Genomic DNA, 25,333 nt, shown 5'->3' with positions numbered 1-25,333 from the left:
TATTAAGTGATACGGTCGTACTCTTCAAGTGAACGAGGACAGTCCACGTCGAGGAGCGCATCCACGATGACACGGCCCGACCTTCCGCCCACCCAGTTGTTCATCGACGGCTCGTGGACCGCCGGCGCGGGCGAGCCGCTGGTGGTCGAGAACCCGACCGACGGGACCCGCCTGGCCACCCTGCACACCGCCGACGCCTCCGACGTGGCGCGCGCCGTCACCTCGGCCCGGCGGGCCTTCGAGTCCGGGCCGTGGGCGCGGATGTCCGGGGCGGACCGCGGTCGGCTGATCGCCCGCCTCGCCGACCTGGTCGAGAGCAACGCCGAGCGCCTCGCCACCCTGGAGGCCCTCGACGTGGGAAAGCCGTACCGGGACGCCCTGGCCGTGGACATCGCGCTCGCCGCGGAGACGTTCCGGCACATGGCGGGCTGGGCGGACAAGATCCACGGCAGCGTGGTCCCGGTGCCCGATCACATGGGCCGCTCGCGGCTGTCGTACACCGAACGGATCCCGCTGGGCGTGGTCGGCGCCATCACGCCGTGGAACGCCCCGACGATGATCACGAGCTGGAAGCTGGCCCCGGCGTTCGCCGCCGGCTGCACGGTCGTGCTCAAGCCGGCCGAGCACGCCCCACTGGCCACCCAGCTGCTCGCCGAGCTGGCCGCCGAGGCGGGCTTCCCGGCCGGCGTGCTCAACGTGGTCAACGGACCCGGCCCGGTCACCGGCGCGGCCCTGATCACCCATCCGGACGTGGACAAGCTCTCGTTCACCGGGTCGCCCCACACCGGACGAGTGATCGGCAGGGCCGCCGCCGAGACGTTCACGAAGGTGACGCTCGAACTGGGCGGCAAGTCGCCCCAGATCGTCTTCGCCGACGCGGACATCGACGAGCTCGCCCCCGTCGCCGCGCTGTCGCTGTTCGCGAACAGCGGCCAGACCTGCGCCGCCGGCACCCGGGTGCTGGTCCACCGCTCGCGGGTCGACGAGGTCGCGCATGCGCTGGCCGGCCAGGCCGAGGCTCAGCGCCTGGGGGACCCGTTCGACCCCCGGACCACGATGGGCAGCCTGATCAACGCAGCCCAACGCGACCGCGTGCTGTCCTACATCGACGCCGGGCGCCGCGGGGGCGCCTCGCTCGTGACCGGCGGCTCGGCCCCGTCGCGGCCCGGGTACTTCGTCGAGCCCACGGTGTTCGTCGGCGACAACGACATGCGGATCGCCCGGGAGGAGATCTTCGGGCCGGTGGGCACGATCATCCCGTTCGACGACGTCGACGAGGCGATCCGGCTGGCCAACGACACGCGGTACGGGCTGGCGGCCGTGATCTGGTCGCGGGACATCAACGCCGCGCTCGCCGCGTCCCGAGGCCTCCGGGTCGGCGCGGTGTGGGTGAACTCGTTCGGGGCGCCGGACCCGCGCGTGCCGTGGGGAGGCATGAAGGCCAGCGGGATCGGCCGCGAGCTGGGCCTGTCCGGGGTCCTGGCGAACACCGAGGAGCGGCTGGTCAATGTCGTCTACTGAGTCGTCTACCGAGTCGTCTACCGGGCGGCTCAGAGCCGGACGAGGGCAACGCCGAGGACGAGGCAGGCCGCGCCGGCGAGCCGAACCGGAGTCGCGCTGTGTTGGGTCAGCCCGAACAACCCGAACTGGTCCAGGACCAGCGAACAGATCATCTGACCCACCACGACCAGGGCCAGGACGGTCGCCGCGCCGAGCCTGGGCACCATGAAGATCGAGATTCCGATGAAGATCGCGCCGAACAGCCCCCCGAGCCAGGTCAACACGGGGATGCGCGCGATCGAGGCCGAGGAGAACCACGGTTCGCCGGACGCGAGGAACGCGACCAGCATGACCACCGTGCCGGCGGCGTAGCTGACGAACCCCGCCAGCCACGGCGACCCCAGCCCGGTGCGCAGGTTCGCGTTGAGCACCTGCTGAAGCGCCACGCTCAGGCCCGCGCCCAGCGAGAGCGCGTAGAACACCGCTATCACCATGATCGGAGGGTAGAAAGGGGCCGGCGCGGGAGTCTGGAACGTTTGTGACGCGGGCTCAGCCCTGTCGGTACCGCCCGGGCGTGGTGCCGAACGCGCGGCGGAACCATCGGCCGAAGTGGCTCTGGTCGGCGAACCCGCAGTCGGCCGCCGCGCTGGCGATCGGCGCGCCGGCGCGGAGCAGGCCGCGGGCCTCGTTCAGCCGGCGAGCCAGCAGGTAGGCGTGCGGCGACATGCCGTGCCGCCGAAGGAACCGCCGCGAGTACCCCTCCCGGCTCATCCCGGCGGCCGCCGCCAGTTGCCGTACGTTCACCGGCCGCCCCGGCGGGACACCGGCCGGCCGCGACGAGGACACGTCGCCGGCGGGCTTCCTGTGATCGCCGATCACGCCGATCACATCGCCCCACGACACGTGCCTGCCGCGCCGCCACAACGTCCGGAGCTCACGGACCACCCCCGGAGCGGTGTAGCGCCCCTCGGGCAGGTACGCGTTGAACGACACCACCTCCGACGAGTCCGGCAACGACCTGTGCGGCACGCCGGCGGGAATGAGCAGCCCGTGCCCGGCGCGGACCTCGACCGGCGCGCCGCGCAGGAGGAACCGACGGCACCCGGACAGCACGAACGTGAGCTGGTCCTCGTCGTGGAAGTGCGCCGGCAACGCCGCGCTCGTGCCCCGAACGGCGCACAGCTCCACCACGTCGGCCGACCCGGGGCGCCAGTACGACCAGACGGCGTCCACGATCTCATTATCCGGCCGGGTGACAGTTGCCCGGAAAGGGCTACACCGGGTGCCCGTCCCGGCGTGTCGCACCGTTTGGCGGACCCGCCACCTGCCATCTTCGGCTCGGTGGGAGCAACCGAGGGGGCAGCGGCGATCGTGCTCGCCGGCACGCATGCCGGTTCCGACCACCAGCGTGGCGCGATCCTGGTGCTGCTGTTGATCATTCTGGTGATCTGGTGCTTCAACTAGCGGAGCAGCTCGGCCCGCAGGGCGGACCTGGCGCGGTGCAGGCGTGACTTCATCGCGGCCACGCTGAGCCCGAGGGCCTCGGCGACCTGGCCGCCGCCGTAGCCGTACACGTCCCTCAGGATGATCACGCGGCGCTGGTCGTCGGGCAGCGCCGCGATCGCCGCCGCGACGCGTTCGGCTTCCAGCCGTTCGATCACCTCATCCTCGGTGCTGGTGCCTTGCGCCGTGTCGGGCGCGGACTCGATCGGCTCGTGCCGTCGCCGCCGGGCGTTGGCGACGCGGCGCAGGCACTCGTTGCGTACGATCCGGAACAACCACGAGGCCAGCGCCGCCGACGCACGCAGCGTGCCGATCTTGCGGTAGAGGATGATCAGCGCCTCCTGGGTGGCGTCCTCCGCGTCCTGCTCGGTGAGGCAGACCGTGCGGGCGAAGCGGTGCACGTGCGGGTGCGAGGCGTCGAGCAGCGCGCGGATCGACTCGACGTCACCGTGCTGGGCCGCCGCCACCAGATGGTGACCGGGCCAGCCCAGGTCCCGCGATCCCACCGGCGGCACGCTACCGGTCCGTCCGGGCGCGGTGCAGGTCCTCGATCGCCCGCATCACCGCCCGGTGCGAGTAGCCCCCGGTCGGCATCGTGGCGATGCGCAGGTAGCGGACCACGCCCGCGTGATCGACCAGCACGGTGCCCGACCGCTGCATCGAGCCGAACACCGTGCGCGCCAGCCCGACGCCGGCGTGCGGGGTGCTCCCGGCGCCGATCACCACCGGGAACGGCAGCTTCTTCGCCGCCGCCCACCGGGATGCGGTGTCCGGCTCGTCGGGCACCGCGACCAGGACGGCCACCCCGTGCGCGGCGTAGTCGGCCGCGTGCGCCGCCAGGTGCTTGACGTGCAGGTTGCACATCGGGCAGCCGGTGTGACGCATGAAGTAGACGAGGACGCCGCCGCCTCGGTGGTCACTCAGGCGGACCTCGGCGCCGGTGGTGTCGGTCAGCCGGGGCTCCGGTACGGGCCGTCCTACCTCGATCATGTGCTCTCCCTCGGGTTCGTCAGGTGCGGGTCACCGTGGATAGGAGGGGGCGTCGGCGGAAAAGGATTCGCCGAGTGTCGTTCGTCGCCGGCGGGAACCGGCGCGGTGGCCTTGCCCGACCTGTGGACCGGAAGGTGCCCGGGCGGCACGCCGAGGAGAAGAAGGAGGAGCCCAGCGGTGAACCAGCGGGGCGGGCGGCACGGCTTCGACCGGGTCGGCCTGCTGAAGGACCTGCGAGGCGGGCTGCTCGACGGCGGGCTGGCGGTCGCGGTCACCTCGGTCGTGTTCGGGTGGCTGTACATCCGGGTCAGGGCGGGGACGTCGCCGACCATTGCGGTGATGCCGTTCCTCGCCGATGCGGACACCTATCGGCTGTACTGGCTGTGCCAGGCGTTCGGCTGGTCGGCACTGCTGTGGTCGTGGCTGACCGTCGTGCTCGGCCTGCTGGTGTCCGGCGGCGGCCCGCGCCGGCTGCCCGTCGCGGGCGCTCGACTGGAGCGCTGGCACCGTGCGACCAGCCTGAACGCCCTCGTGCTGATGTTCGCCCACGCCTTCCTGTTCTTCGCCGAGGAGGCCAGGGACAACCAGGAGAACCTGGGCTGGCCCGGCCGGCTGGGCGCCGCGTTCGTCAAGGCGTTCGTGCCCGGCGGCTACGCCAGCGGCACCGGGGCGGTGGCCATCCTGATCGGGTTGGTGGCCTTCTATCTCGCGATCCCGCTCGGGCTCGCGTTCTACCTGCGCCGGCGCATCGGCACCAAGGCCTGGCGGGTCCTGCACCGGTTCGTCATCGTGATCTACGCCCTGAGCGTCTGGCACACCCTGCTGTACGGCACGAACGTCTGGTACGACGGGCCGTTCCGGACCCTGGTCTGGCTGCTGCAGGTGCCGATCGCGGTGTTGCTGCTGGCCCGAATGGTGGCGCCGGCGCGAGCCAGCGAGCGGCTGCCCACCACCGGCCGCCTGGCGTGGGTCGCGGCCCGTGCCGCGGTGGCCGCCACGATCGTCGCCCTCGTCGCGGTGGTCGTCACCGGCCGCGACGGCGGGCGCATCCCGGGAGCCGTGAGCGCGCCGCTCAACACCACCGCGGAGATGGTCTGGGGCGGCCTGGCCCTGCTGCTGCTCCTGATGGCGGCCGCCGTGCGCGGCGCCCGCTCATGAATCGGCGAGTTCGTGCACGGCGCCGCTGACCGGCGAGTTGTGGAGCGGCTCAGACGATCACAACCCGGCGCCCCCGGGCATGACCCGCCTGGCTGTCGACGTGCGCCGCCGCGGCCTCGGCGAGCGTGTACGACCTCTCGACCGGGATGTGGAGCCTTCCCCGCGAGATGAGATCGGCGGCCTGGGCGAGCGCGCCCGGCATGCTCCCGGCCACGCCGGAGAACCGCACCCGGAGCTCGGGCGCGCCGAGATCGGCGATGGAGACCACCCTGCCCGGGTCGCCGGTCAGCTCGACCAGCTCGCCGATCACGCCCGAGCCGGCCAGGTCGAGCGCCGCGTCGACACGGCCGAGCCGGCGCACCCGCTCGACCCAGCCCTCGCCGTAGGTCGTGGCGAGGGCGCCCAGGCTCCGCAGGTAGTCCTGGTTCGCGGCGCCCGCCGTACCGATCACCGTGATGCCGCGGTCGCGGGCGATCTGCAGCACCGCCGACCCGACTCCACCGGATGCGCCGCTGGCCAGCAGCGTCTGCCCGGACGCCACGCCGACCTCGCCGATGATGCGCAGCGCGGTCTCCACCACCGACGGGTACCCGGCCGCCTCCTCGAACGTCAGGCCCTCGGGCATCCGTGCCCATGCCGACAGCACGGCGAACTCGGCATACGTGCTCGAACCGGCGCCGAACACGCGGTCACCGACCTCGACCCCGTCGACGCCCTCGCCGACCTCGTCCACCACCCCGGAGGCGTCCTGCCCGACCCCGGCGGGCAGCTCGATCGGATGCACCCGCTGGAACTGGCCTTCCCGGATCCTCCAGTCGACGGGGTTCACCCCCGCCGCCCGCACGGCGACGCGCACCTGACCGGCGCCCGCGTGGGGCTCCTCGGCGTCCACGAGTTCCAGCACGCCCGGACCGCCGAACTCGGCGAAGCTCACCCTCTTCATGACGTCGACCGTAACACTAACGGTTAGTGTTTAAGAACCGTTCTATGTTCGTACCTGATAGCGTTGGCTCATGACAGTGGCGCCCGGACGCCGTGAGCGGAAGAAGGCCGCGACCCGCCAGAAGATCGCCGACACCGCCCTGCGGCTCTTCCTGGAACGCGGCTACGACGCGGTGGGCATCCGTGACGTGGCCGCCGAGGCCGACGTGGCCGTCACCACGCTGTTCGCCCACTTCGCCTCGAAAGAGGCCCTGGTGTTCGAGCGGGACGAGGACTTCGAGCGGCGCCTCACGCGGGCGGTCACCAACCGGGCGCCGGACGAGCCGCTCATCCCCGCCCTGCGCCGCGAGATCCGGACCATGGTGCGGCACTGCACGGCCGAGCAGGCCGACCCGATCTGGCGCATGATCGACGAAACGCCCTCGCTGCGCGACTACGAGGAGTCGATGCGGCTGCGCCACGCGGAGTCGCTGGCAACGGCCATCGCCGCCGACCTCGACCCGCCACCCGGCGCGACGGCCTGCCGGACGATCGCGAGGTTCGTGGTCGACGCCTTCTCGCTGGCCCGCGAGGCGCCCGATCCGGACGCCGCGGTGGACGAGATCTTCCGGATGGTCGAGGCGGCCTGGCAGGTAGCCCTGGGTGACGGTTCCGAGCCGGCGCCCAAAACCGCTGGTCAGAACCCGTGAGTGGTTAGAGGTGCCATAGCACCCCTCACCACTCACGGGTGTTGACCTGGGCTTTTGTGCTACGGATGGAGTGTTAGAAGGTGGGGAGGCCGAGGGCCGCGCGGAGTCGGTTCTTCACGAACACTCCGTCCCGGGGTGGGAGTGCGCGGGGGTGGTCGTACGCGGGGATCGGCACCTGGACGAAGCTCGGGCCGGACCGGGCGCGAACGGTCCGCGCCACGTCGCGGGGATCGTCGAGCCGGGCGGAGTCCGTGATTCCGCACCCGGTGGCGACCGCGACGAGGTCGGTCCCCATGCCGGTGTGGCTTCGCTGCATGCCGGTCTCGCCGTAGTGCCCGTTGTCCAGCACGACCACCGTGAGGTTGGCCGGGCGCCGGGCTCCGACGGTGGCCAGCGCGCCCAGGCTCATCAGCAGCTCGCCGTCGCCGGTGACCACCACGACCGACCGCTCGGGCCGGGCGACCGCGAGACCCAGGCCGGTCGGCACGGCGGCGCCCATGGCGCCCCACAGGTAGAAGTTGAGGTCCCGGTCCCCGGCCGCGAACAGGTCGTACGACGGCGAGCCGAGGCCGGACACGAAGATCGCCTCCGGCGCGGAGGCGACCAGGTCCGCGACGAACTCCCTGCGGTCGATGTCGGTCATTCGTCCTCCCAGCGCTTGCGTCCGATCAGGCGCTGCCCCAGCAGCACGGCCACCCGCTGGCCGGCCAGGAACGCGGAGTCGAGGGCGGCGCCGACGGTCTCCCGAACCTCCTCGGGCGCGTCGGCGCGGTAGACCTGGATGCCCATCAGCTCCAGGACGTCCCGGGTGCGCCGGCCCATCGGGGCCTGCCACGGGTTGAACTCGGCGTACTCGCCGCGCATGGTGACCAGGGTCAGGAACGGGAAGCGGCAGCTGTCCAGCAGGGAGAACATGTTGACGCAGTTCCCGACGCCGCTGGACTGCATCAGCAGCACCGCGCGCTGCCCGCCGAGCCAGGCGCCGCTGACCACGCCGACGCCCTCCTCCTCGGTGGTGAGCAGGATGTCGTGGATGTCGGGGCTCTGGATCGCCTGCCGAATCGCGTAGGCGTGTCCCGCGTCCGGCAGGTAGGCGACCTGCCTCACCCCGCCGTCGCGGAGCACCTCGAACACCTCTTTCTGCCAGGGCTGATCGAGCACGTGTCCTCCCGTCGCCGCGTCTGTCTTCCATCATGAGCGCTGATATCGCGGAATGACGAATAGAGAATTTCTATGACACGATGAGCCCTCGGCATGGGCGGAAGGCGTGGTGTGGTGTGGACGTCCGGCAGCTTGCGGCGCTGGTGGCCGTGGCCCAGACGGGCAGCGTGACCCGGGCCGCGGACGTGCTGCATCTGGTGCAGCCGGCGGTGTCGCGGCAGATCAGGCTGCTGGAGGACGAGCTGGGCGTGCCGCTGTTCGAGCGCACCCGGCAGGGGATGCGGCTGACCGACGACGGGCAGGTGCTGCTGGAGCACGCCCGCCGGGCGCTGAGCGAGCTGGAGCGGGCACGGGCCGAGATCCGGCCGGCCTCGGGCGAGCTGCGCGGGGTGGTCACCCTCGGCCTGTCGCCCAGCTTCGCGGAGCCGATCTCCGAGGCGCTGGTGCGCCGGCTGGCGGCCGAGCACCCGGCCGTGCGGCCGCGGCTGTCGATCGGTTACACCCGCCACCTCGCCGACTGGCTCGACGCCGCCGACATCGACCTGGCGGTGATCTACGAGGTCCGGCCGTCGTCCGCGATCGAGACGCGGGTGCTGCTCGACGAGGCGCTGTGGGTGGTCGGCCCGCCGGGCTCGGACCTGTCGCCGGACCGGCCGGTGCGGTTTCGAGATGTCCACGAGCGGGTGCGGATCCAGCCGAGCCCGACGCACGCGATGCGCACCATGCTGGAACGGGTGGCCGCCGAACAGAACATCGCGCTGACCGTCGCCGTGGAGACCAACTCGATGGACGTGCAGCAGCGGCTCGCGTCGGCGGGCGTGGGGTACACGGTGCTGCCCAGCATCGCGGTGGCCAAGGACGTCGAGCGTGGGCACCTGTCCGGGGCACCGCTGCTCGATGACGGCCTGCGGCGGCGGCTGCGGATGGCGCTGCCGAGGACCCGGCGGCTCGGCTACGCGGTGCGCGGCGTCGCCGAGCTGCTCATCGAGGAGATGCGGCGCTCAGTCGAGAGCGGCGCCTGGCCGTCGGCCCGGTGGCTGGCCGAGCCCGGCGCCGCCCGGATCGGACCCCGGTGACCCCGGTGACCCCGCGCCGTGAACGGCCGGCCCCCGCCGCCGGTACGCCACCACGATCAGTATCGCGGCCAGCGCCTGCGCCGAGGCCATGACCAGGAACGGCAGCGCGCTGCCGCCACTGGCCTGGGTCAGCCAGCCGAACGTGTACGGGGCCGCGAAACCGCCCACGTTGTTCACCGAGTTGATCATGGCGATGCCGCCGGCGGCGCTCGCGCCGGTCAGGTAGCCGGTGGGAAGCGTCCAGAACTGCGGCTGCGCGGCGAGGGCGCCGCCGAGCGCCAGGCAGATCAGCGCCATCGCGAACACGATCTGGTGCAGCAGGAGCATCGCGCCGACGAACCCGACCAGGGACACCAGGACGGGCGCCAGCAGCACGCTCCGGCGGTTCCCGACCCGCCGCGCGACGTACCCGACCAGCACGATCGCGCCGGCGGCCACCACGAACGGGGTGGCCGAGACGAGCCCCACCCGCAGCGGGGAGAGGTTCACCGTGGCGTTGCGCACGATGGTCGGCAGCCAGTACACCATCGCGTTGGTGCCGTAGCCGAGCAGCAGGAAGATCGCCGAGAGGAGCAGCACGCGCCGGTCCGTCAGCGCCCGCCAGAACGAGTGCGGTGCGCCCGCCTTGCGCTGCTCGTGCTCCTCGGCCAGCCGTGCGTCCAGCCAGGCGCGTTGGTCCTCGCGCAGCCAGCCGGCGCGCGCCGGCGTGTCGGCCAGCAAGATGAAGACCAGGGGCGCCACGGCGAGCGCGGCGGCCCCCTCGATCAGGAACACCCAGCGCCAACCCGGCAGGCCCAGCGCGTCGTGCGTCGACTCGAGCAGCCATCCGGTCAACGGGCTGCCGAACGCCATGGCGATCGGGATGGACAGGAACAGGGCGCTGAACGCGGCGGCGCGGTGGCGGCCGGGGAACCACTGGCCGAGGAACAGGAACAGCGCCGGCGCCATGCCGGCCTCGCCAAGGCCCAGCAGGACGCGGGCGATGTAGAGGTGTCCGGGCGTCTGCACCAGCGACGTCGCGATGACGACCAGACCCCAGCTGAGCATGATCCGCGTGATCCACTTGCGGGCGCCGAAGCGCAGCGCCATCCGGTTGCTCGGCACCTCGAACAGGATCAGCCCGATGAAGATCAGTCCGCTGGCGAGGCCGAAGCCGACGCTGGTCAGGCCGATGTCGTGCGACATCTCGGCCTTGACCATGCCGATGTTGACGCGGTCGACGTATGCGACGAAGTACGTGACGACGATGACCGGCAGGAAGCGCCAGGCCACCCTGCGCATCGTGCTCTTCTCGAGCTCGTCCGACTGCTCGGGACCCCATGACGCCACTGTCCGCACCCTATCCTCCGGCCGAGCCTCCAGTGAGGTGACTCTCTCACTTAAGCGGACTGTCTCAGTACGGTCGGCGGGCTGTCAACCGGTGCCCGGTCGGTTGTCAAGCCGCGTGGTCATCCGATAATGTCGTCTCATCTGAGAAGGAAGTCTCAAAGAGGGTAGGTTCATGTTCCTCGATGTCCAGGTGGACAACATCGCCGTCGCCGGCCATTGGGAGCGCCCGGACCCTCGGGTACTCGAGCGGTTCGCGGACGTGCCGGCGGCCAACGTCGGCGACGCGCTGGAGCGGATGTCCGTGCTGGACGGCGGGGTCGGGCTGCGTACCCGGCGGGATCGCCTGGTGGGGTTCGCGCTGCCCGTCGACGTGCGCTCGGGTGACAACCTCGCCATCCACCGCGCGCTGGACGAGGCCCGCCCCGGCGACGTGCTGGTGGTGAACGGCCGGGGCGACACGACGCGAGCCCTCATCGGCGACCTGATCGGCGAGATCATGATCTCGGCCGGGATGGTCGGGGCCGTGGTCGACGGCGCCGTGCGTGACGTCGATGCGCTGTCCCGGCAGGGGCTGACCGTCTACGCCCGGGCCGTGACGCCCGCCGGGCCGTTCAAGGACGGGCCGGGCTCGGTCGGCGGGCCCGTTGCCGTGGGCGGCGTGGTGGTCGCGCCAGGGGACCTGATCGTCGGCGACGCCGACGGGGTGGTGGTCGTGCCCACGGCGAAGATCGAGCAGGTGTCCGAGCGGGTCGGACGGGTCGTCGGCAACGAGGAGGCCCTGCGAGCGCGCATCCTCGAGGCCCGGGCGCGCCGGTGAGCGCGACGGTCGAGCACTGGGCGCCGGCGGGCCGGATCCTGGACCTGCGGCGCACGTCAACCCGGCCGGCGCTCGCCCCGGCGCCGGCGGGGGCGGTGTCGCTGGCGATGGGGGAGCCGGACTTCCCCACGCCGCCGGAGGTCGTGGCGGCGGCGGAACGGGCGCTGCGCGACGGGCACACCCACTACGCGGACCAGAGCGGGCTGCCCGCGCTGCGGGCGGCGATCGCCGACCGCCTTCCCGGCCCGGCGGCCCGGCGGTCCCCGGACGAGGTGCTCGTCACCCACGGCGCCACCGCCGCCCTCACCGCCACCATCTTCGGGATGATCGGGCCGGGCGACCGCGTGGTCATACCCGAACCCACGTACTCGCTCTACGCCGACCTCGTGACGCTCGCCGGCGGGACCGTCGACTTCGTCCCGCTGGACGGATCCCTGCACTGGGACCTCGACAGGCTGGCCTCGGCGCTGCCCGGCGCGGCCATGGTGGTCTTCTCCAACCCGGCCAACCCCACCGGGATCGTCCACCGCGACGACGAGCTGCGCGCGCTCGGTCGCCTGCTGGAGGGGAGCCGCACGGTGGTGGTGGCCGACGAGGCCTACCACCGGCTGGTCTATCCGGGCTACACGTTCCGGTCTGCCCTGGAGATCGAGTCCCTCCGCGAGCGCACCGTGTACGTCCAGACCTTCTCCAAGACCTACGCGATGACCGGGTGGCGCGTCGGCTACCTCGCCGGGCCCGCCGGCCTGGTCGAGGTCGCGGCGCGCGTGCACCGCACGATGAACGGCTCGCTCAACACGGCCGTGCAGCTCGCTGCGCTGCGGGCGCTGGAGCTGCCCGACACGGCCATCGAGCCGATGCTCGCGGCGTACCGCCGTCGCCGGGCACTGGTCGTGGACGAGCTCGCCGGCGCTCCCGGACTCGACCTGACACCACCGGAGGGCGCCTTCTACGGGTTCGTGCGGTACGCCGCCGAGGCGCCGGCGAGCGAGGTGACCCGCGACCTCGCCGAACGAGGGGTGCTGGTCCGCGCGGGCTCCGAGTACGGCCCGTCCGGGCAGGGGCACGTCCGGATCTCGTTCGCCGCGTCCGAGCCCGACCTGCGCACCGGCATCGAACGGCTTCGCGAGTACTTCGCCGCCGACCCGATGTGAGATCCTGGGGCTCAAATGCGCAGTGACACCAGGCGCAACCAGCGCAGGCTCATGGAGGCCGTCGGTCAGCTCGCGCGCGAGGCGCCCGACGAGCTGACCATGCAGGCCATCGCCGCGCGCGCCGAGATCGGTGCCGCGACGGCCTACCGCTACTTCTCGACCATCGACGACGTCCTCGCGACCTACACGTTGCGGGTCGCCGAGGAGCTGGACGGGTTCAGCGCGGACTCCGAGCTGGAGGGCCGCACGCTGTTCGACGCGGTGGTCGCGAAGTGGATGGAGCTCGTCGGCGAGCACGGCGTGGTCATGGTGCGGCTGCGGTCCCGCCGCGGCTACCTCGAGCGGCTCCACGCGGGCGACAAGACCATCCGGACCATGCAGAGCGCCTGGACGCGCCCGGTGCGTGAGCTGCTGGACGAGCTGGGGCTCCCGTCGCGGGAGATCGAGCACGCGCTGTTCCTGTGGAACATCATCTTCGACCCCCGCGAGATCAACGACCTGCTCACCGAGGCCGGCATGGCGCCGAGCGCCGTCGCGGCACGCCTCACGTCCGCCTACATCGGTGCGTTGCGCGGCTGGTCGCCGACCGGCGCCTAGGCCGGCGGCCGCCCGTCGCGGAAGAACCCGCCGGTGGGGCGGGCGTCGTCCTCGTCGCCGCGTTCGGGGTGGGTGGCGGTCTCGCCCGGATCGACGGAGTTGACGAGGATCGGGGTGTCCCGCAGTGCCCTGGCGAGCACCGTGGTGAGGACGTTGAGGGTGTGCTTGGCGAAGGAGTGGGCGGGGGCGCGCGGGCTGGCGCCCAGGTCAAGGCCGGTGGCGACCTGCAGCGCGGAGACGCTGGAGACGTTCACGATGCGGGCCGCGGCGGCCGGTTCCGGTGATCAGGGCGGTGTTCGTCGTCATGGAGTCACTCCTTCCGCGCGGCGTGCTCGGGTAGGAGCCCGACCAGCGGCAGGGTCAGGACGTAGCTGGCGGCGCAGAGGGCGAACACCAGCTCGGCGGCGGCGACGTAGGATGTTTCGGCACGGGCGAAGAACACGGTGCCGAGCGCGGCGACACCGATCGCGCCCGCGAACTGCTGGGCGGCGTTGAGCATGCCCGCTCCGGTGCCGACCTCCTCGGGGGTGGCGTTGCCGAGGACGAAGTCGAACAGCGGGATGAACAGCAGCCGGGCGCCGCCCCGGTGCGCGGTGGTCCAGCACAGGGCGAGCAGGCCGACCACGGCGACGGCCAGCCCCAGGCGCAGGCCGGCGCGCCCGAGCCTCTCGGCGAGCACCGCGCCGGAGGCCAGGGTGGCGACCGCGGTGCCCAGCGCCCAGGGGACCAGCGCGAGGCCGGCGCGCAGCGGTGTCCAGGCCAGCCCCGACTGCAACAGCAGGTTGACGACCAGGACGAACGCGCTGAGCGACGCGTAGAACCCGCCGACGACCAGCAGGCCGACGACGAAGCCTCGGCGGCCGAACAGCGACGGCGTGACGACCGGGTGGCGGCCTCGGCGTTCGGACACCACGAACAGCCCGAACGCCACCAGCGACGCGGCCGTCATCGCGTGCGTCCACCACGGCCAGCCCAGCTCGCGGCCCTGGATGAGCGGCACGATCAGCAGCGCCGAGCCGGCGGTGAGCAGGCCCACGCCGAGCGGGTCGAGACGCGCCTCCCGGTCCTCGCCACCGCGCCGGGGCAGCACCCACCAGCCGAGCGCGGCGGCGAGGAGGCCGAACGGGACGTTGATCAGAAAGATCGAACGCCACCCGCCGCCGAACAGGTCCAGGTACAGCAGCCAGCCAGAATCGGCCCGGCCACCGTCGCCAGCCCCATGATCGGGCCAAACGGCATCAGCGCCCGGCGCAGGTGCTCGGGCGGGAAGACGATCTTCACGAGCGCCATGCCCTGCGGGATCATCACCGACCCGAACAGGCCGTGGAACGCTCACTGGTGCACCAACGGCAACAACACCGCGACGACGAATGGGTGCTCGGCCGCGAGGAGCTCATCGACCGGTTCAGCGCACTGCCCGCCGACCGCTTCCCGCACACCCGGCGCTACGCGGCCGAACTGACCTCCGGCACCGGACACGAGCGGTTCGACTTCACGCTCGCACTGATCCTCGACAACCTGACCGGATCTTCCCCCACCTCAACGTATAGCGGGTGTCGCTCGGCCCGGCGGTGCGCTCGATCGGAGCGCGCCCGAAGCCGCGAAGCCGCTCCTCGACGCGGCCATCCCAGCGATCTCGTAGACCACACCGTTGGTATCGCGCCCGTCAGCCGGATGGCCACCCCGGCGTGGCCGTCCGTCCGACGCCCCAGGCCGGCGCGTTGCCATACCCTCCCCGCATGATCGAGAACAGGGCGAACCTCGGGTCGGCGGTCGCGCTCTTCTTCCTCGCGCCGCTGGTGGGCGAGTACCTGCTCGGGAACACGCCGATCACCGATGTGGGATCGCTGTTCATGTTCGCGCCCATGTACGGCGGCGGGGCGCTGTTGATCCGCGAGGTGGCCCGGCGCCTCGGCCGCGGCTGGGCGACGATCGTTGCGTTCGCGGCGGCCTACGCCCTGCTGGAGGAGGGGCCGATCGACATGATGCTGTGGAACCCGACCTACGGTGGGTTCGACATCGCGGCCGCCTACTCCGCCACCTACGTTCCGGCGTTGGGGACCAGCGCCCAGATGCTCCAGGACGTGCTGACGATGCACACCATCTGGAGCATCTGCGTGCCCATCGCGCTGGTGGAAGCGTTCCGCCGCGACCGCGCCCGACCATGGCTGGGCAAGGTCGGGCTGACGGTCACCGCCGTGGTGTTCGTGACGGGCTCGGCGGCGCTGTGCGCCATGCAGGTCGCCCAGACCGGGTTCGTCGCCTCGGCGGCCGAGCTGGCCTGGTCGTTCGCGGCCATCGCCGGGCTGGTCGCGCTGGGCCTGCTGCTTGGCGCCCGGTCGATGCCGCGCCGGGACGCCGCCGCGCCCACCCCGGCGGCGGTGGGGCTCGCGGCGTTCGGCGTGACCAGCCTGGCCTGGAGCCGGGAGTTCCTGCCCGACGGCGCACCGCAGTGGGCGATCGCCGTCGCCTGGTGCGCGCTGGCCGCGGCCGCCGTCGCGCTGTGCGTGCGCTGGTGCCGTGCCGCCGGCTGGGGCGCGACCCATCGCGTCGCACTCGCCGGGGGAGCGCTGCTGACCTACGTCTGGGTCGGCTGCGTGCACGCGCGGGAGATGGCGGTCCCGCGCACGACGGCCGTCCTCGGCAACGTCGTGTTCGGCGTGGCCGCCATCGGGCTGCTGGTCGCGGCCGTCCGCGCATCGCGGCGGTAGCCTCGCCGGAGATCCCCGAGGCCCTGTCGGACCTGCGCCTCGACTCCCGCTGAGTCCGGCCGGTCACCGCCCGACGAGCAACACCGGACAACCGGAGTGGTGCAGCGCGCTGACCGCGACCAGCCCCAGTGGCCTCCCCGTCCCCACCCGTGGCCCTCCCACCACGAGGAGTGCGGCCGAGCGCATCGCCGTCACGATCTCGTGCGCGCGGCTGCGCACCAGGCGGGTCACCGCGTTGACCTCCGGCTCCTTCCCGGCCACCAGGGCGAGCCCGGTGTCGAGCACCCGCCGCCCGTGGGCCACCGCCTCGTCGAGGCCGACGCTGCGCTCGGCGAAGGAGACGGGCACCGCGTGCACCAACAGCAGCGGTGCGGCAAGCGCGGAGGCGCACGCGGCCGCGTGCAGCAGGACTGCCTCGTCGCGCGGGAGGTCGCGCAGCGCCGCGACGGCGTTGCGGCCACCGGGCAGGCACGCGGGCCATCGGTTGACGAGCACCGAGGTGCCGGCCCCGTTCAGGGCGGCCACGTCGGCCGCGAGCCGTCCGCGGTCGGCGACGATCGGGCCGCCGTCCAGGGCGGTTCCCGGTGACGGCGATCGGCGGGTCAGCTCGTAGCCGGCCCTCCGGCACCAGGGTCCCGCCCAGGTTTCGGTCGGCCGGTCCGGTTCGTCGATCAACACGATGCGACCCGAGGACGCGCCGAGGCCCATCGGATCCGCCTCCCTAGGAAGTGGGCACCGCCAGCGTCCTCCCCGGCGGCGGGGTCGGACAAGCCCGTCCACCCGGCCCGGTCACGCCCGGTGGCTCTCGATGAGCTGGCGGGCCATGTTCTGGGCGCGGCGGGCGGCGCCGGTGTCGCCCTCGGCGGCGGAGATGATGGAGCCCTTCATGAGGATGTGCCAGGAGCGGGCGAACCCGTCGGGGTCGCGCAGGCCGGCCTGGTGGGCGCGTTCCCGCACGATGCCCCGGATGTTGTCCAGGTAGCGGATGCTGGCCCTGCCGGCGGGGTGCTCGGCGCCGAGCTCGATGAGCACGTTGATGAACGAGCAGCCGTCGAAGTCCTCCCGGCGGGCGAACCAGTCGTCGAACACGTCGAAGATCGCGAGCAGTCGCTGTTCGGGGGTGTCGCCGCGCAGGTGGGACTGCCGCTCGACGAGTTGGATGGTCCAGAGCTGCTCGCGGCGCCGCAGGAACGCCAGCACCAGGTCGTCCTTGGACCTGAAGTGCCGGTACAGGGTGGCCTTGGCGACCCCGGAACGGGCCAGGATCTCGTCGACCCCGACCGCGCGGATGCCCCGGCGGGAGAACAGCGCGTAGGCGGTGGACAGGATCCGCTCCCTGGCGGCGTTCGTCTCCCGAACCAGCAGCTCCTCGGCGGACGCCGAGGCCGGGCCGAACACGGGGTCTCGCGGTTCCATGGCTGGCCATCATACGACCGGACAGACCGGTCCTCCTACCGGTAGACAGGGCGGTCCTTCTCTCTTATGGTGAGCTGCGAGGCAAGACCGGTCTGTCCATGGCCTGGCGGGGACCACGAGAGGAGCGGGCGTGCTCCACGAGTCGGATGGGACGGATCCCCGGGGGCCGGCCGGACGGTTCGAGATGGGCGCGAAGGGTCGGGCGGATTTGAAGGTCTCGGTTCAGGATGTCCCCGGGGACGCGCTGGTGGTGCGGCCGACCGGCGAGGTGGACCTCGCCACGTCGGCCACCTTGCGCGGCGAGCTGACCCGGGTGTGCGCCCGGGCCGATGGCCAGCGGGTGGTGCTGGACCTGGCCGAGGTGGAGTTCCTGGGGTCGGCGGGGCTCCAGGTGCTGCTCGAGGTCGACAAGCTCTGCCGGCGTTGCGGCCTGGAGTTCGAGGTGCTCAACCCACAGCTGGCGGCGTCGCGCGCGCTGCGGGTCAGCGGCGTGGACAAGATCGTGTCGGTTCGCGGAGGGTGAGGCCGAGCGCGAACCTCGGGCGCTCGCTGTCCGCGGGGGCGAGCGTCGTCGAGCTGGGCGTCGCGGCCCGAGCCAGCATGGTCGCCGCGGTGCGGGCGATGGCCGCGCACCTGGCCGGGCAGGCCGACTTCGACGTCGACACCATCGCCGACCTGCGTCTCGCCGTCGACGAGGCGTGCAACAGCCTGATCGAGCTCGCCGCCCCCGACGCGACGTTGAGCTGTACGTTCACCGTGCCCGAGGTGGGCGCGGACCGGATGCATGTCGAGGTGGCGACGGCGACCCGGCCGAGCGCCGCCGGGGTGGACACCGGCGGGTTCGGCTGGCAGCTGTTGCGCGCGCTCACCGACGAGGTCGAGCTGGTCACCGACGTCGATCGGCTGCCCGGGTGGGTGGCGATCCGGTTCACCACCCACACCCCGTGGAGCGGGGGATGACACTGAGCCGGGGCGGGCGCGCCGGTGGCCAACCGCCGGTGGCACCGCTCGAGACGAGCACCCCCGGCGGCGGCGGCTCGTTCGGCCAGCTCGCCGAGACGCTGGCCGAGTTCGCGGCGACCACCCCGGGCGACCCGCGCCGCGCCGCGTTGCGCGACCGGCTGGTCACCGGCTACCTCCCGGTCGCCCAGCGGATGGCGCGGCGCTTCGCCCGCCGGGGCGAACCGGTGGAGGACCTGACCCAGGTCGCCACCGTGGGGTTGATTCGGGCGCTCGATCGGTACGACCCCGAGCTGACCGACGAGTTCCTGTCCTATCTGGTGCCCACCATCACCGGGGAGATCCGCCGCTACTTCCGCGACCAGGGCTGGAGCATGCGGGTGCCGCGCCGGCTCAAGGACCTCCATGTCGCGATCACCACCGCGACCTCCCAGCTGTTCCAGGACCTCGGCCGGGCGCCGAGGCCCAGCGAGATCGCCGAGCGGCTGGACCTGCCGGTCGAGGAGGTTCTGGAGGGACTCGAGGCGGGCCAGGCCTACCGCGCCAGCTCGCTGGACGAGGTCCTCACCGCCGACAACCAGTCCGGCGAGACCACCCTGGGCGAGCTGCTCGGCGAACCGGACCCCGACCTCGAACACGTCGAGTACCACGAGGCCCTGCAACCGATGCTGGCCGAGCTGCCCGAGCGGGAACGCGCCATCCTGACCATGCGCTTCTACGCCAACATGACCCAGTCCCAGATCGCCGAACGCATCGGCGTCTCCCAGATGCACGTCTCCCGACTGCTCACCGCGACCCTGGCCCGACTCCGCGAGCGGTTCCTCGACGACCAGCCGCCGGACTCAGAACCTGTGTAGCGTGCGCCGCTCGACCCGGCGGCGCTTGAGCTCGAGGTGCAGTTCGAGGCGGACCAGGCCGTTGGACAGGTCGACCCCCAGGCAGCTCTGCGATGCGGTCGAGCCGGTAGTAGAGGCTGCTGCGGTGCAGGTTCAGCCTGGTCGCGGTGGCCTGCGCGTTGCCGCCGAGATCAAGATAGGTCTCCAGGGTCTGGAGCAGCGCCGGCCCGGCCCGGTCGAGCGGCGTGAGCGCCCCGCCGGGCGTGGGCTGGTGTTCGAGCGCGGCACCCTCGCCGCCGGCACGCTCGGTTTCGGAGTCCTAGAAGCCACCGCGCGCACGGTGCCCGCGCGCCCGGTCCGGGTGGGCGCCGACGGCGGGTTCACCTTCCACGGCACGCGCTACACCGCGCCGGCCGGGACGGGCTCGCCATGGTGGCTGTCCCAGAGCTCGCCGGGCTCGCGGGTCACCGGGGCCCGGTCCGGGTAGGGACCTTCTGCGGCATCCGCTACAAGACGACACGTTGACGCCGATTCCGCCTGTGTACAGCCCGTCCATCATCGGTTGAACAAAACAGCCACCGCGACCGCAACGTACGCAGTAAGCTGTGTGCCCCCCATCGGATTGAATCCGGGACGGCACACCTTGGTGAACGAACTTATAGAATGGATCGGTGAGCTACGAGCGCTCCTGCTCTTCTTAGAGCCTCAGGTCATGGTCGGCTGGCCGCTAGAAGTGAGGCTCGCGCTGTATACGTTTGCTATTTTGATAATGCTCCGATTTGTCATCGGAACCCTGCGTCTTGTTGGCCTTCTTGCCTTCGTTCTATGTAGGGTCTGGATAGCATGTATTGGTAGATTCTGTGACGAGTTCCTACCGGGAAGCGACCTGGCTCTCGACGATCTGTTCGCCGACTGGTTTGTCGCGACCGAGTCGCTGCTTTGGAACGCAAGTCTAATCTTCCCCCCTGACGATACCCTGGCAAGGCGTCCCCGCGGAGTCGAAGACGGGCAAGGGTTCATCTTCCACTCTGACCTGAGTTTGAGAGTGCTCGCCTCGGGGCTCACTTCTTCTTTTATGCGAATGGTTGCGCTCTTCGTGACATTCGTCCCAGTATTCGTGGCGTCCGTCATCTTATCGATCTTTAGGTCATTCTTTAGGCAGAGACTGCTACTCTTGGTCGCAATCTTCGGTGCATTGTGGTGTCTGGGATTCCCGACCTTGCTAGTAGGGCCACTCGTTCAAATCTCAGGCTATATATTCGAAAGCGGCGTGAGCCTGCCGACACTCCTGGCGTTGGGAACGTTGCTGGCGTTCTTGTACGCGGCACTTAACAGCGATGTCCGTGGACGAGCAGAATTGAACAAAACCGCAAGTGTTGCATGCCGGACAAGCCTGCTGCGAGTAATCACGAGCCTGGAAGGCATCGAACACCGTCTCGCTCGCCTTCGCTTCAATGGGATAAGTCGCCTTCAGGTATTCCCCGAACGTGGCGATATCGCATCCTTTACGGGGCGTGACGATTTTGCTTGGCGCGGCAACAAACTGCTGCCCCGAGGCTCCCGCTGGATCTCTACGAGGAAAACCGCGAACGGGTCGACACTCAAAGAGATAATAGAAGTGGCGGACGAGTCGGCAACAGTCGACATTCCCCAAATCGGTTACGCCGACCCGAGCCTCGAACAGCTCGTCGCGAGCCTGCGCGCGGACGCTGAGATAGTCTCGTCCGCACTTACTGAAATTGAAGAAGCGGGCTACTGCAGTAAGATAGATCGCGTCGTTGGTCAATATGGTGTACTAATTTTGGAAGGCTTGCGAGAAAATGAGTTCGGCCTGGGCCACGCATTGGATAAACCTGGTACTCCATGGTGGGAAACTCGGTCCGCTCCAACAGGACGAGCGCTCACCGTGCGGGCAATTTTCCACGACCTAAAGTCGAGTCCTGATGACTATCTCATGCGTCATGCGTCCGAGAACCTTCGCGCGATTGTTCGCGAGACGAGAAGCAGCGCCTACAGAGCGTACTGGGAAATCAAGCTCGATTGCACCCGTATCAGGTGGCTCGTCTTCAAGGTTGACTCATCGCTGCGGCCAACCGCATGGGAGCGAATTCGCCAGTTCTTCGGAAAGTGATAACCGGAAGTGTGTCTCAACGGATCTGCACCGGCGACCCGGCATGCTGGACGTCGCCGGGATGGACTCCGCCGTGCCGAACCTGATCAGCGACTTCTCCCGGCCGCTCGATCTGGTCACCGAACGGCCGAGCCGAGCGCGTGCGCGGGCAGCCGGGGCGCCACCCAGCGCAGTGCCAGCCCGCCGGTCACGGAGAGCGTCGCGACCGTGAGCCAGGGCAGCCAGGGCGCGACGGAGAACAGCGCGACCACACTCGGGGCGAGCACGCCGGCGACGGTGAACGCGTACTGGAACGCGGAGAGGTAGCGGCCCCGGGCGTGCCGCGGCGCGGCGGCCTCGGCGAGGGCGTTGAGGCGGCCGCCGGAGATCAGGTTGGCGGCGGCGAGGAGCAGCGTGCACGCCAGCAGGTACGCCGGTCGCGCGCCCGAGGGCAGCAGCACGGCGGCGGCGCTCGCCGCGCACCACGCCACCACCACGGGCCTGGCCAGCAGCATCGCGGCGGGCCGGGACAACCTGCCGGTGGCCCGCAGCGCCAGCGTGCCCGCCGTGCTCGTGACCGCCGTGAACAGCGCCAGGATCGCGCCGGGCAGCCACGCCGGGGCGCCCAGTATCTCCAGCGCGTACACCGGCACGCCGACCAGGAAGAAGTCCACGGTCAGCCCGAACAGCGTGCTGATCACGATCAGGGTGAGGTAGGGCCGGTCGCGCAGCACACCGCGCCGAGGGGCGGTCGGCGCACCAGGCTCGGCCGGTACCCGCACCGGGGTAGGCAGCCAGAACGCGAGCAGCGCCGCCGCGACCAGGAAGCTCACCGCGTCGACGCCGATCGCGACCCGATACCCGACCGGACCGGCCCACACCAGCAACCCGCCCGCGGCCAGCGCCCCGAGCCCGAAGCTCGCGCCGCGCACCATGTTGGCCACGGTGAACGCCCGGTCCTTCGGCCCGTCCCCGGCCACGTCCGCGATCAGCGCGAACAGCGCGCTGTAGAACGCCTGCTGCCCGCAGGCCACCAGCACCGCCGCCGCCACCACCAGCGCCACGCCGTCCGCCGCCAGGTACGCCGCCACCCCGCCCGCCTGCAGCAACTGCGCGATGATCACGACCGCCCGCGCCCCGAGCCGGTCCACCAGCCGCCCGGCCAGCGCCGGAGTGGCCAGCCCGGCCACCGTGCCCACGGTGACCGCCGTCCCCGCCACCGCCAACGGCAGCCCCACCACGCGCGTGACGAACACCAGCGTCAACGGCAGGAACAACCCCGAGCCGAAGTTGTCGATGCCCAACGCCACGAACAACGCAACCCGGCTCCTGGTCACCGCCCGAGGCTACCCAACGCCGTCCGGTATTTCGGCCCACCTGGGTGAGACGGCCCCCATCGCGGCCGTCCGCGCGGTAAACTCGCAGGCCATCGGCGGTGGGGCTCGCCGTCAACCGTAGCTGTCGCAGCTGCCAACAGTCCCTACCTTGAACGGAAGGTAGGGACCCATGACCCAGTCACCGGAACCGATCCCCACCGGCCCCCGCCGTGTCCTCCACCGGCGGGCTCGGCGATGCTCAACGGTCGAGCTGGAGAGAGTTCGGGTCCTCGGCCGGTCGTACCGAAACGGGGAGTGGTGATGAATGAGTCCGGTGAGCACGACAGGGCATCCACGGTTGTGGTCGGCTATCGTCCAGACTCATCAGGTGAGCGCGCGCTCGCCGTCGCCGTCGACATCGGGCGGCGGCTGGCCGGCAGGCTGCGGGTCGTGCACGTGGTGGACCTGACCGACTACCCGGTTGATGTCGACTCGGCGGACTGGGAGCAGCGCGGCGAGGAGACGCTCGACCGAGAACGCGACCGGGTCACGCACACCCTGGTCGGCTGTGGCCTGGACTGGCAGTACGAGGTCCGGCACGGTGATCCCGCCTGCGAGCTGGACCAGGCGGCGCGGGAGAACGACGCGCTGCTGATCGTTCTCGGCAGCCGAGGCGGCGGCGTCGGCGCGACGGTGTCGCGATGGGTCAGGCCGTCGGTCACGCATCGAACGATCCGGTGCCAGCACCGGCCCGTCCTGGTGGTGCCGGCGCGGCGGAGCGTCTCCGAGGGCTGGCTCAGTGGCTCGGCTCGGAACCGGCATCACCAACAGGGTCGAGGGTCTCGATCCATCGTTCGAGGCGCCGGGCCTGGCCGGCCATGATCTGAGGCTGTCCGAGCGTGCCGCTGAGCGTCGCGGCACCGTGGTACGAGGCGACCAGCTCGACCGCCAGGTCGTGGGCGTCGGGTCGTCCCATGGCGCGGAACTGGCGCTCGGCCCAGTCGAGCGGGATCCGCATCAGCGGAGCGGCGAGCAGGTCCGAGCCCTCGGCCCGCTTGGCGAGCTCCGAGCACAGCGTCCCGTAGGGGCAGCCGTACCGGGCGATCACGTCCCGCCGCTCGGCAAGCAGGTGCATCAGCGCCGTGAGCCGGGCCTTGGGTGCGCGATGCCGGCGCTCGAGCTCGTCGACGGCCTCGGTGAGACGCTGCGCGTGCGCGTGCACGACGGCGCCGATGATGTCCTCCTTGGTCTTGAAGTAGTAGTACACGTTGCCCACCGGCACGTCGGCCGCCGTCGCGATGTCGGCCAGCGTGGTGCGCGCCACCCCCTGGTGGTACACCAGCTCGCACGCCGCGGCCACCAACCGCTCCCGCTTGCCCGGCCGGACGGCCCGTTCTGAGTCAGTCATCTCACCAAAATCATAGACAGCGCCGTGATCACCTTATACGGTCAGTGAGTGAGGTAACTAACTCACACCTTGTCCAGGTGAGGAGGACCGGTGCATGTCCAGTAAGGAATCGGCCGCGCTGCGTGAGGTGTACCGGGCGGTTGCCGAGCGCGCGGCGGCCAACCCCCCGGGGATGGACTACGAGACCGCGATGTCGCGCCTGGCCGCCGAGCCGGCCGATGTGCGCTACAGCGAGGTCACCGCGGCGGGCCTGCCGGCGATCTGGGCGGACCCCGAGGGCTGCGACCCGGAGCGGGTGCTGGTGTTCTTCCACGGCGGCGGCTTTGTCAGCGGCTCGAAGGACAGCCACCGCAAGCTCGCGGCGCACCTTGCGAAGGCCGCCGGCTGTCGCGCCCTGGTCCCGGACTACCGGTTGGCTCCCGAACACACGTTTCCCGCGCAGCTCGACGACGCGCGCGCGGTGTACGACTGGCTCCTCGACCGGGGCCACCGGCCGTCGCGGATCGCCCTCGCCGGGGACTCCGCCGGCGGCAACATCGCGACGGCGTGCGCGCTCGCGCTCGAACGCGACGGCCGCCCGCTGCCCGCCGCCGTCGCGGCGTTCTCGCCGTGGTACGACATGGAGGCCGCCGGAGAGACGTTCGAGTCCAACGCGGCCAACGACTTCTTCATCTCCCGCGAGCTCGTGCACATTGTCGCGCCGCTGTTCCTCGGCGGGCATTCCCCGTCCGACCCGCTGGCCAACCCGTTGTACGCGGACCCGTCCGGGCTGCCGGCGGTCTTCGTGACCTGCGGCGGCGACGAGACGCTGCGGTCCAGCGTCGAAGGGTTCGCGGAGTCGGCCCGGCGAGCCGGCGTCGAGGTCGCGCTCGACGTGTGCGACGGAATGCAGCACGCCTACCAGTGCATGGTCGGCCGTGCCCCGGAGGCCGACGCCGCTATCATCGAGGCCGGAAAATGGCTGCGCGAGAAGTTGGACAGCTGATGAATGCCAACGCCACCCGGCACGCCGGCGCTGATCTTTCCACGTTCGCCGAGCTCGTGTCCCTCGATCACGGGCTGTGTGTGCTCAGCACGCTGCGCGGCGACGGCAGCGTCCAGGCGTCGGTCGTCAACGCGGGCGTTGCGCGGCATCCGCTGACGGGCGCACCGGCCGTCGGGCTGGTGGCCACCGGCGGCTCCCGCAAGCTGCGCAACCTGCGCGCCGACCGCCGGGCCACGATCGTCGCGCGGGCCGGCTGGCGATGGGCGACGGTCGAGGGGACCGTCGAGATCATCGGCCCGGACGACCCGCATCCCGATGTCGACGGCGAAGGCCTGCGGCTGTTGCTCCGCGAGATCTTCCGGGCCGCCGGGGGCAGCCACGACGACTGGGACACCTACGACCGAACCATGGCCGACGAGCGGCGGGCCGCCGTCCTTCTGGCGCCCGCCCGCGCCTACACCAACCCCGCCTAGGCGCGACCCGTCGCGCGGGCGCGGAGCAGGTCGGCCACATCGTTGAGGCCCACCTCGATCCGCCCGTGGACGCGGGGGTTGAGCAGTGCCGTGCCGTCGAAGTCGCCGGAGGACGCGAAGACCGCGACGGGCACCGTCAACGCCTGGAAGAAGGCGAACAGGGGGCCGCAGGGCGTGGTCCAGGACCAGGGCATGGTGGTCT

General features: G+C 71.2%; 34 protein-coding genes. 17 read left to right on the top strand and 17 right to left on the bottom strand.

Annotation, left to right across the window (positions count from 1 at the left end; translation table 11 throughout):
* Nucleotides 1-66: 66 nt before the first annotated feature.
* A complete protein-coding gene (locus N912_RS0108845; protein WP_028922162.1) occupies nucleotides 67-1,521 on the top strand; it encodes an aldehyde dehydrogenase family protein in 1,455 nt (484 codons plus the stop codon).
* Nucleotides 1,522-1,550: 29 nt separating this feature from the next.
* Here the strand turns inward: N912_RS0108845 and N912_RS0108840 are convergent, their stop codons facing one another.
* Nucleotides 1,551-1,994: a DMT family transporter gene (locus tag N912_RS0108840; RefSeq protein WP_028922161.1), complete on the bottom strand. Its 444-nt coding sequence runs from the start codon at nucleotides 1,992-1,994 to the stop codon at nucleotides 1,551-1,553.
* Nucleotides 1,995-2,049: 55 nt separating this feature from the next.
* Nucleotides 2,050-2,733: an AraC family transcriptional regulator gene (locus tag N912_RS60090; protein WP_051579852.1), complete on the bottom strand. Its 684-nt coding sequence runs from the start codon at nucleotides 2,731-2,733 to the stop codon at nucleotides 2,050-2,052.
* Nucleotides 2,734-2,841: 108 nt separating this feature from the next.
* On the opposite strand from N912_RS60090, the gene N912_RS66445 reads away from it, so the two are divergent.
* Nucleotides 2,842-2,964, top strand: coding sequence for a hypothetical protein (locus N912_RS66445; RefSeq protein ID WP_281176246.1), 123 nt, complete (start codon nucleotides 2,842-2,844; stop codon nucleotides 2,962-2,964).
* Here the strand turns inward: N912_RS66445 and N912_RS0108825 are convergent.
* Together N912_RS0108825 and N912_RS0108820 are read right to left on the bottom strand one after the other, a co-directional pair.
* A complete protein-coding gene (locus N912_RS0108825; protein WP_064745222.1) occupies nucleotides 2,961-3,509 on the bottom strand; it encodes an RNA polymerase sigma factor in 549 nt (182 codons plus the stop codon). The genes N912_RS66445 and N912_RS0108825 overlap by 4 nt on opposite strands.
* Before the next feature lie 10 nt (nucleotides 3,510-3,519).
* On the bottom strand, nucleotides 3,520-3,993 hold the full coding sequence (locus N912_RS0108820) for a redoxin domain-containing protein (protein ID WP_028922159.1): 474 nt from the start codon (nucleotides 3,991-3,993) through the stop codon (nucleotides 3,520-3,522).
* Nucleotides 3,994-4,170: 177 nt separating this feature from the next.
* Here N912_RS0108820 and N912_RS0108815 point away from each other — a divergent pair, with 177 nt between their 5' ends.
* Nucleotides 4,171-5,151, top strand: coding sequence for a ferric reductase-like transmembrane domain-containing protein (locus tag N912_RS0108815; RefSeq protein WP_028922158.1), 981 nt, complete (start codon nucleotides 4,171-4,173; stop codon nucleotides 5,149-5,151).
* 49 nt (nucleotides 5,152-5,200) lie between these two features.
* On the opposite strand, the gene N912_RS0108810 is transcribed toward N912_RS0108815, so the two are convergent.
* Nucleotides 5,201-6,094 carry an NADP-dependent oxidoreductase gene (locus tag N912_RS0108810; protein WP_028922157.1) on the bottom strand — a complete coding sequence of 298 codons (894 nt, stop codon included), beginning with the start codon at nucleotides 6,092-6,094 and terminating at the stop codon, nucleotides 5,201-5,203.
* Between the two features lie 70 nt (nucleotides 6,095-6,164).
* Here N912_RS0108810 and N912_RS50440 point away from each other — a divergent pair, with 70 nt between their 5' ends.
* Nucleotides 6,165-6,782: a TetR/AcrR family transcriptional regulator gene (locus N912_RS50440; protein WP_051579851.1), complete on the top strand. Its 618-nt coding sequence runs from the start codon at nucleotides 6,165-6,167 to the stop codon at nucleotides 6,780-6,782.
* Nucleotides 6,783-6,855: 73 nt separating this feature from the next.
* Here the strand turns inward: N912_RS50440 and N912_RS0108800 are convergent, their stop codons facing one another.
* Entirely contained in the window at nucleotides 6,856-7,425 is a 570-nt protein-coding gene (locus N912_RS0108800) for a thiamine pyrophosphate-dependent enzyme (RefSeq protein WP_037063037.1), read from the bottom strand.
* Nucleotides 7,422-7,943: a phosphonopyruvate decarboxylase gene (locus N912_RS0108795; RefSeq protein ID WP_028922155.1), complete on the bottom strand. Its 522-nt coding sequence runs from the start codon at nucleotides 7,941-7,943 to the stop codon at nucleotides 7,422-7,424. The genes N912_RS0108800 and N912_RS0108795 overlap by 4 nt, the downstream gene beginning before the upstream one ends.
* A gap of 116 nt (nucleotides 7,944-8,059) precedes the next feature.
* On the opposite strand from N912_RS0108795, the gene N912_RS0108790 reads away from it, so the two are divergent.
* Nucleotides 8,060-9,019 (top strand): LysR family transcriptional regulator, encoded by a 960-nt coding sequence (locus N912_RS0108790; protein ID WP_028922154.1) that lies wholly within the window; start codon nucleotides 8,060-8,062, stop codon nucleotides 9,017-9,019.
* Here N912_RS0108790 and N912_RS50435 read toward each other — a convergent pair.
* Complete coding sequence (locus tag N912_RS50435; RefSeq protein ID WP_051579850.1) at nucleotides 8,945-10,348, bottom strand: MFS transporter; 1,404 nt, start codon at nucleotides 10,346-10,348, stop codon at nucleotides 8,945-8,947. The genes N912_RS0108790 and N912_RS50435 overlap by 75 nt on opposite strands.
* A gap of 172 nt (nucleotides 10,349-10,520) precedes the next feature.
* Between N912_RS50435 and N912_RS0108780 the strand changes: the two genes are divergently transcribed.
* The 3 genes from N912_RS0108780 to N912_RS0108770 are packed head-to-tail and all read left to right on the top strand — an operon-like array spanning nucleotide 10,521 to nucleotide 12,916.
* Nucleotides 10,521-11,165 (top strand): RraA family protein, encoded by a 645-nt coding sequence (locus tag N912_RS0108780; protein ID WP_028922153.1) that lies wholly within the window; start codon nucleotides 10,521-10,523, stop codon nucleotides 11,163-11,165.
* A complete protein-coding gene (locus N912_RS0108775; protein ID WP_028922152.1) occupies nucleotides 11,162-12,319 on the top strand; it encodes a pyridoxal phosphate-dependent aminotransferase in 1,158 nt (385 codons plus the stop codon). Before N912_RS0108780 ends, N912_RS0108775 begins: the two co-directional genes overlap by 4 nt.
* Before the next feature lie 15 nt (nucleotides 12,320-12,334).
* Nucleotides 12,335-12,916, top strand: a complete 582-nt coding sequence (locus N912_RS0108770; protein WP_028922151.1) for a TetR/AcrR family transcriptional regulator — start codon at nucleotides 12,335-12,337, stop codon at nucleotides 12,914-12,916.
* Here the strand turns inward: N912_RS0108770 and N912_RS50430 are convergent.
* From N912_RS50430 to N912_RS65090, 3 genes are read right to left on the bottom strand one after another with little or no spacing between them, the layout of a single operon-like run.
* A complete protein-coding gene (locus tag N912_RS50430) occupies nucleotides 12,913-13,170 on the bottom strand; it encodes a Rossmann-fold NAD(P)-binding domain-containing protein (RefSeq protein ID WP_028922150.1) in 258 nt (85 codons plus the stop codon). The two genes, N912_RS0108770 and N912_RS50430, sit on opposite strands and share 4 nt — an antisense overlap.
* Before the next feature lie 56 nt (nucleotides 13,171-13,226).
* A complete protein-coding gene (locus tag N912_RS50425; protein ID WP_211261151.1) occupies nucleotides 13,227-14,006 on the bottom strand; it encodes an MFS transporter in 780 nt (259 codons plus the stop codon).
* Nucleotides 14,007-14,050: 44 nt separating this feature from the next.
* Nucleotides 14,051-14,206 (bottom strand): hypothetical protein, encoded by a 156-nt coding sequence (locus N912_RS65090; RefSeq protein WP_211261150.1) that lies wholly within the window; start codon nucleotides 14,204-14,206, stop codon nucleotides 14,051-14,053.
* A 449-nt stretch (nucleotides 14,207-14,655) separates the two neighbouring features.
* On the opposite strand from N912_RS65090, the gene N912_RS50420 reads away from it, so the two are divergent.
* A complete protein-coding gene (locus N912_RS50420; RefSeq protein WP_051579849.1) occupies nucleotides 14,656-15,627 on the top strand; it encodes a hypothetical protein in 972 nt (323 codons plus the stop codon).
* Between the two features lie 63 nt (nucleotides 15,628-15,690).
* Here the strand turns inward: N912_RS50420 and N912_RS60085 are convergent, their stop codons facing one another.
* Nucleotides 15,691-16,335: a universal stress protein gene (locus N912_RS60085; RefSeq protein WP_028922149.1), complete on the bottom strand. Its 645-nt coding sequence runs from the start codon at nucleotides 16,333-16,335 to the stop codon at nucleotides 15,691-15,693.
* Between the two features lie 81 nt (nucleotides 16,336-16,416).
* Nucleotides 16,417-17,043, bottom strand: coding sequence for a TetR/AcrR family transcriptional regulator (locus N912_RS0108740; RefSeq protein ID WP_084210687.1), 627 nt, complete (start codon nucleotides 17,041-17,043; stop codon nucleotides 16,417-16,419).
* Between the two features lie 130 nt (nucleotides 17,044-17,173).
* Between N912_RS0108740 and N912_RS50410 the strand changes: the two genes are divergently transcribed.
* From N912_RS50410 to N912_RS50400, 3 genes are read left to right on the top strand one after another with little or no spacing between them, the layout of a single operon-like run.
* Nucleotides 17,174-17,566 carry an STAS domain-containing protein gene (locus N912_RS50410; protein ID WP_156993285.1) on the top strand — a complete coding sequence of 131 codons (393 nt, stop codon included), beginning with the start codon at nucleotides 17,174-17,176 and terminating at the stop codon, nucleotides 17,564-17,566.
* Nucleotides 17,563-18,003, top strand: a complete 441-nt coding sequence (locus N912_RS50405) for an ATP-binding protein (protein ID WP_051579847.1) — start codon at nucleotides 17,563-17,565, stop codon at nucleotides 18,001-18,003. The genes N912_RS50410 and N912_RS50405 overlap by 4 nt, the downstream gene beginning before the upstream one ends.
* A complete protein-coding gene (locus tag N912_RS50400; RefSeq protein ID WP_084210755.1) occupies nucleotides 18,000-18,860 on the top strand; it encodes an RNA polymerase sigma factor SigF in 861 nt (286 codons plus the stop codon). Before N912_RS50405 ends, N912_RS50400 begins: the two co-directional genes overlap by 4 nt.
* Here N912_RS50400 and N912_RS61910 read toward each other — a convergent pair.
* Nucleotides 18,790-19,047: a helix-turn-helix domain-containing protein gene (locus tag N912_RS61910; RefSeq protein WP_245645227.1), complete on the bottom strand. Its 258-nt coding sequence runs from the start codon at nucleotides 19,045-19,047 to the stop codon at nucleotides 18,790-18,792. The genes N912_RS50400 and N912_RS61910 overlap by 71 nt on opposite strands.
* On the opposite strand from N912_RS61910, the gene N912_RS63350 reads away from it, so the two are divergent.
* Together N912_RS63350 and N912_RS63345 are read left to right on the top strand one after the other, a co-directional pair.
* Complete coding sequence (locus N912_RS63350) at nucleotides 18,985-19,326, top strand: hypothetical protein (RefSeq protein WP_156993283.1); 342 nt, start codon at nucleotides 18,985-18,987, stop codon at nucleotides 19,324-19,326. The genes N912_RS61910 and N912_RS63350 overlap by 63 nt on opposite strands.
* 225 nt (nucleotides 19,327-19,551) lie before the next feature.
* On the top strand, nucleotides 19,552-20,970 hold the full coding sequence (locus N912_RS63345) for a hypothetical protein (RefSeq protein ID WP_156993281.1): 1,419 nt from the start codon (nucleotides 19,552-19,554) through the stop codon (nucleotides 20,968-20,970).
* Nucleotides 20,971-21,086: 116 nt separating this feature from the next.
* Here N912_RS63345 and N912_RS0108715 read toward each other — a convergent pair whose 3' ends face one another.
* Nucleotides 21,087-22,286, bottom strand: a complete 1,200-nt coding sequence (locus N912_RS0108715; RefSeq protein ID WP_028922146.1) for an MFS transporter — start codon at nucleotides 22,284-22,286, stop codon at nucleotides 21,087-21,089.
* A gap of 300 nt (nucleotides 22,287-22,586) precedes the next feature.
* Between N912_RS0108715 and N912_RS61905 the strand changes: the two genes are divergently transcribed.
* Nucleotides 22,587-23,147, top strand: coding sequence for a universal stress protein (locus N912_RS61905; RefSeq protein ID WP_169747837.1), 561 nt, complete (start codon nucleotides 22,587-22,589; stop codon nucleotides 23,145-23,147).
* On the opposite strand, the gene N912_RS50395 is transcribed toward N912_RS61905, so the two are convergent.
* Nucleotides 23,062-23,673 carry a TetR/AcrR family transcriptional regulator gene (locus tag N912_RS50395; protein WP_051579846.1) on the bottom strand — a complete coding sequence of 204 codons (612 nt, stop codon included), beginning with the start codon at nucleotides 23,671-23,673 and terminating at the stop codon, nucleotides 23,062-23,064. The two genes, N912_RS61905 and N912_RS50395, sit on opposite strands and share 86 nt — an antisense overlap.
* A 94-nt stretch (nucleotides 23,674-23,767) precedes the next feature.
* Here N912_RS50395 and N912_RS0108700 point away from each other — a divergent pair, with 94 nt between their 5' ends.
* Complete coding sequence (locus N912_RS0108700; RefSeq protein WP_028922144.1) at nucleotides 23,768-24,658, top strand: alpha/beta hydrolase; 891 nt, start codon at nucleotides 23,768-23,770, stop codon at nucleotides 24,656-24,658.
* On the top strand, nucleotides 24,658-25,131 hold the full coding sequence (locus tag N912_RS0108695) for a TIGR03618 family F420-dependent PPOX class oxidoreductase (RefSeq protein WP_156993279.1): 474 nt from the start codon (nucleotides 24,658-24,660) through the stop codon (nucleotides 25,129-25,131). The genes N912_RS0108700 and N912_RS0108695 overlap by 1 nt, the downstream gene beginning before the upstream one ends.
* Here N912_RS0108695 and N912_RS65085 read toward each other — a convergent pair.
* Nucleotides 25,128-25,325: an NADPH-dependent FMN reductase family protein gene (locus tag N912_RS65085; RefSeq protein ID WP_028922142.1), complete on the bottom strand. Its 198-nt coding sequence runs from the start codon at nucleotides 25,323-25,325 to the stop codon at nucleotides 25,128-25,130. The two genes, N912_RS0108695 and N912_RS65085, sit on opposite strands and share 4 nt — an antisense overlap.
* Between the last annotated feature and the right edge of the window lie 8 nt (nucleotides 25,326-25,333).

Origin of the sequence: Actinospineispora acaciae DSM 45401 (assembly GCF_000620785.1) — a bacterium.
Lineage (GTDB): Bacteria > Actinomycetota > Actinomycetes > Mycobacteriales > Pseudonocardiaceae > Pseudonocardia > Pseudonocardia acaciae.
This window is presented reverse-complemented; position numbering and strand designations above follow the sequence as displayed.

What these genes read in the sequence shown, in the direction of transcription:
- N912_RS0108845 (WP_028922162.1), top strand. Translation starts at nt 67, where the DNA reads ATGACACGGCCCGACCTTCCGCCCACCCAGTTGTTCATCGACGGCTCG.
- N912_RS0108840 (WP_028922161.1), bottom strand. Translation starts at nt 1,994, where the DNA reads ATGGTGATAGCGGTGTTCTACGCGCTCTCGCTGGGCGCGGGCCTGAGC.
- N912_RS0108820 (WP_028922159.1), bottom strand. Translation starts at nt 3,993, where the DNA reads ATGATCGAGGTAGGACGGCCCGTACCGGAGCCCCGGCTGACCGACACC.
- N912_RS0108810 (WP_028922157.1), bottom strand. Translation starts at nt 6,094, where the DNA reads ATGAAGAGGGTGAGCTTCGCCGAGTTCGGCGGTCCGGGCGTGCTGGAA.
- N912_RS50440 (WP_051579851.1), top strand. Translation starts at nt 6,165, where the DNA reads ATGACAGTGGCGCCCGGACGCCGTGAGCGGAAGAAGGCCGCGACCCGC.
- N912_RS0108800 (WP_037063037.1), bottom strand. Translation starts at nt 7,425, where the DNA reads ATGACCGACATCGACCGCAGGGAGTTCGTCGCGGACCTGGTCGCCTCC.
- N912_RS0108780 (WP_028922153.1), top strand. Translation starts at nt 10,521, where the DNA reads ATGTTCCTCGATGTCCAGGTGGACAACATCGCCGTCGCCGGCCATTGG.
- N912_RS0108770 (WP_028922151.1), top strand. Translation starts at nt 12,335, where the DNA reads ATGCGCAGTGACACCAGGCGCAACCAGCGCAGGCTCATGGAGGCCGTC.
- N912_RS65090 (WP_211261150.1), bottom strand. Translation starts at nt 14,206, where the DNA reads ATGGCGCTCGTGAAGATCGTCTTCCCGCCCGAGCACCTGCGCCGGGCG.
- N912_RS50420 (WP_051579849.1), top strand. Translation starts at nt 14,656, where the DNA reads ATGATCGAGAACAGGGCGAACCTCGGGTCGGCGGTCGCGCTCTTCTTC.
- N912_RS60085 (WP_028922149.1), bottom strand. Translation starts at nt 16,335, where the DNA reads ATGGGCCTCGGCGCGTCCTCGGGTCGCATCGTGTTGATCGACGAACCG.
- N912_RS0108740 (WP_084210687.1), bottom strand. Translation starts at nt 17,043, where the DNA reads ATGGAACCGCGAGACCCCGTGTTCGGCCCGGCCTCGGCGTCCGCCGAG.
- N912_RS50400 (WP_084210755.1), top strand. Translation starts at nt 18,000, where the DNA reads ATGACACTGAGCCGGGGCGGGCGCGCCGGTGGCCAACCGCCGGTGGCA.
- N912_RS63345 (WP_156993281.1), top strand. Translation starts at nt 19,552, where the DNA reads ATGGTCGGCTGGCCGCTAGAAGTGAGGCTCGCGCTGTATACGTTTGCT.
- N912_RS61905 (WP_169747837.1), top strand. Translation starts at nt 22,587, where the DNA reads ATGAATGAGTCCGGTGAGCACGACAGGGCATCCACGGTTGTGGTCGGC.
- N912_RS50395 (WP_051579846.1), bottom strand. Translation starts at nt 23,673, where the DNA reads ATGACTGACTCAGAACGGGCCGTCCGGCCGGGCAAGCGGGAGCGGTTG.
- N912_RS0108700 (WP_028922144.1), top strand. Translation starts at nt 23,768, where the DNA reads ATGTCCAGTAAGGAATCGGCCGCGCTGCGTGAGGTGTACCGGGCGGTT.
- N912_RS0108695 (WP_156993279.1), top strand. Translation starts at nt 24,658, where the DNA reads ATGAATGCCAACGCCACCCGGCACGCCGGCGCTGATCTTTCCACGTTC.
- N912_RS65085 (WP_028922142.1), bottom strand. Translation starts at nt 25,325, where the DNA reads ATGCCCTGGTCCTGGACCACGCCCTGCGGCCCCCTGTTCGCCTTCTTC.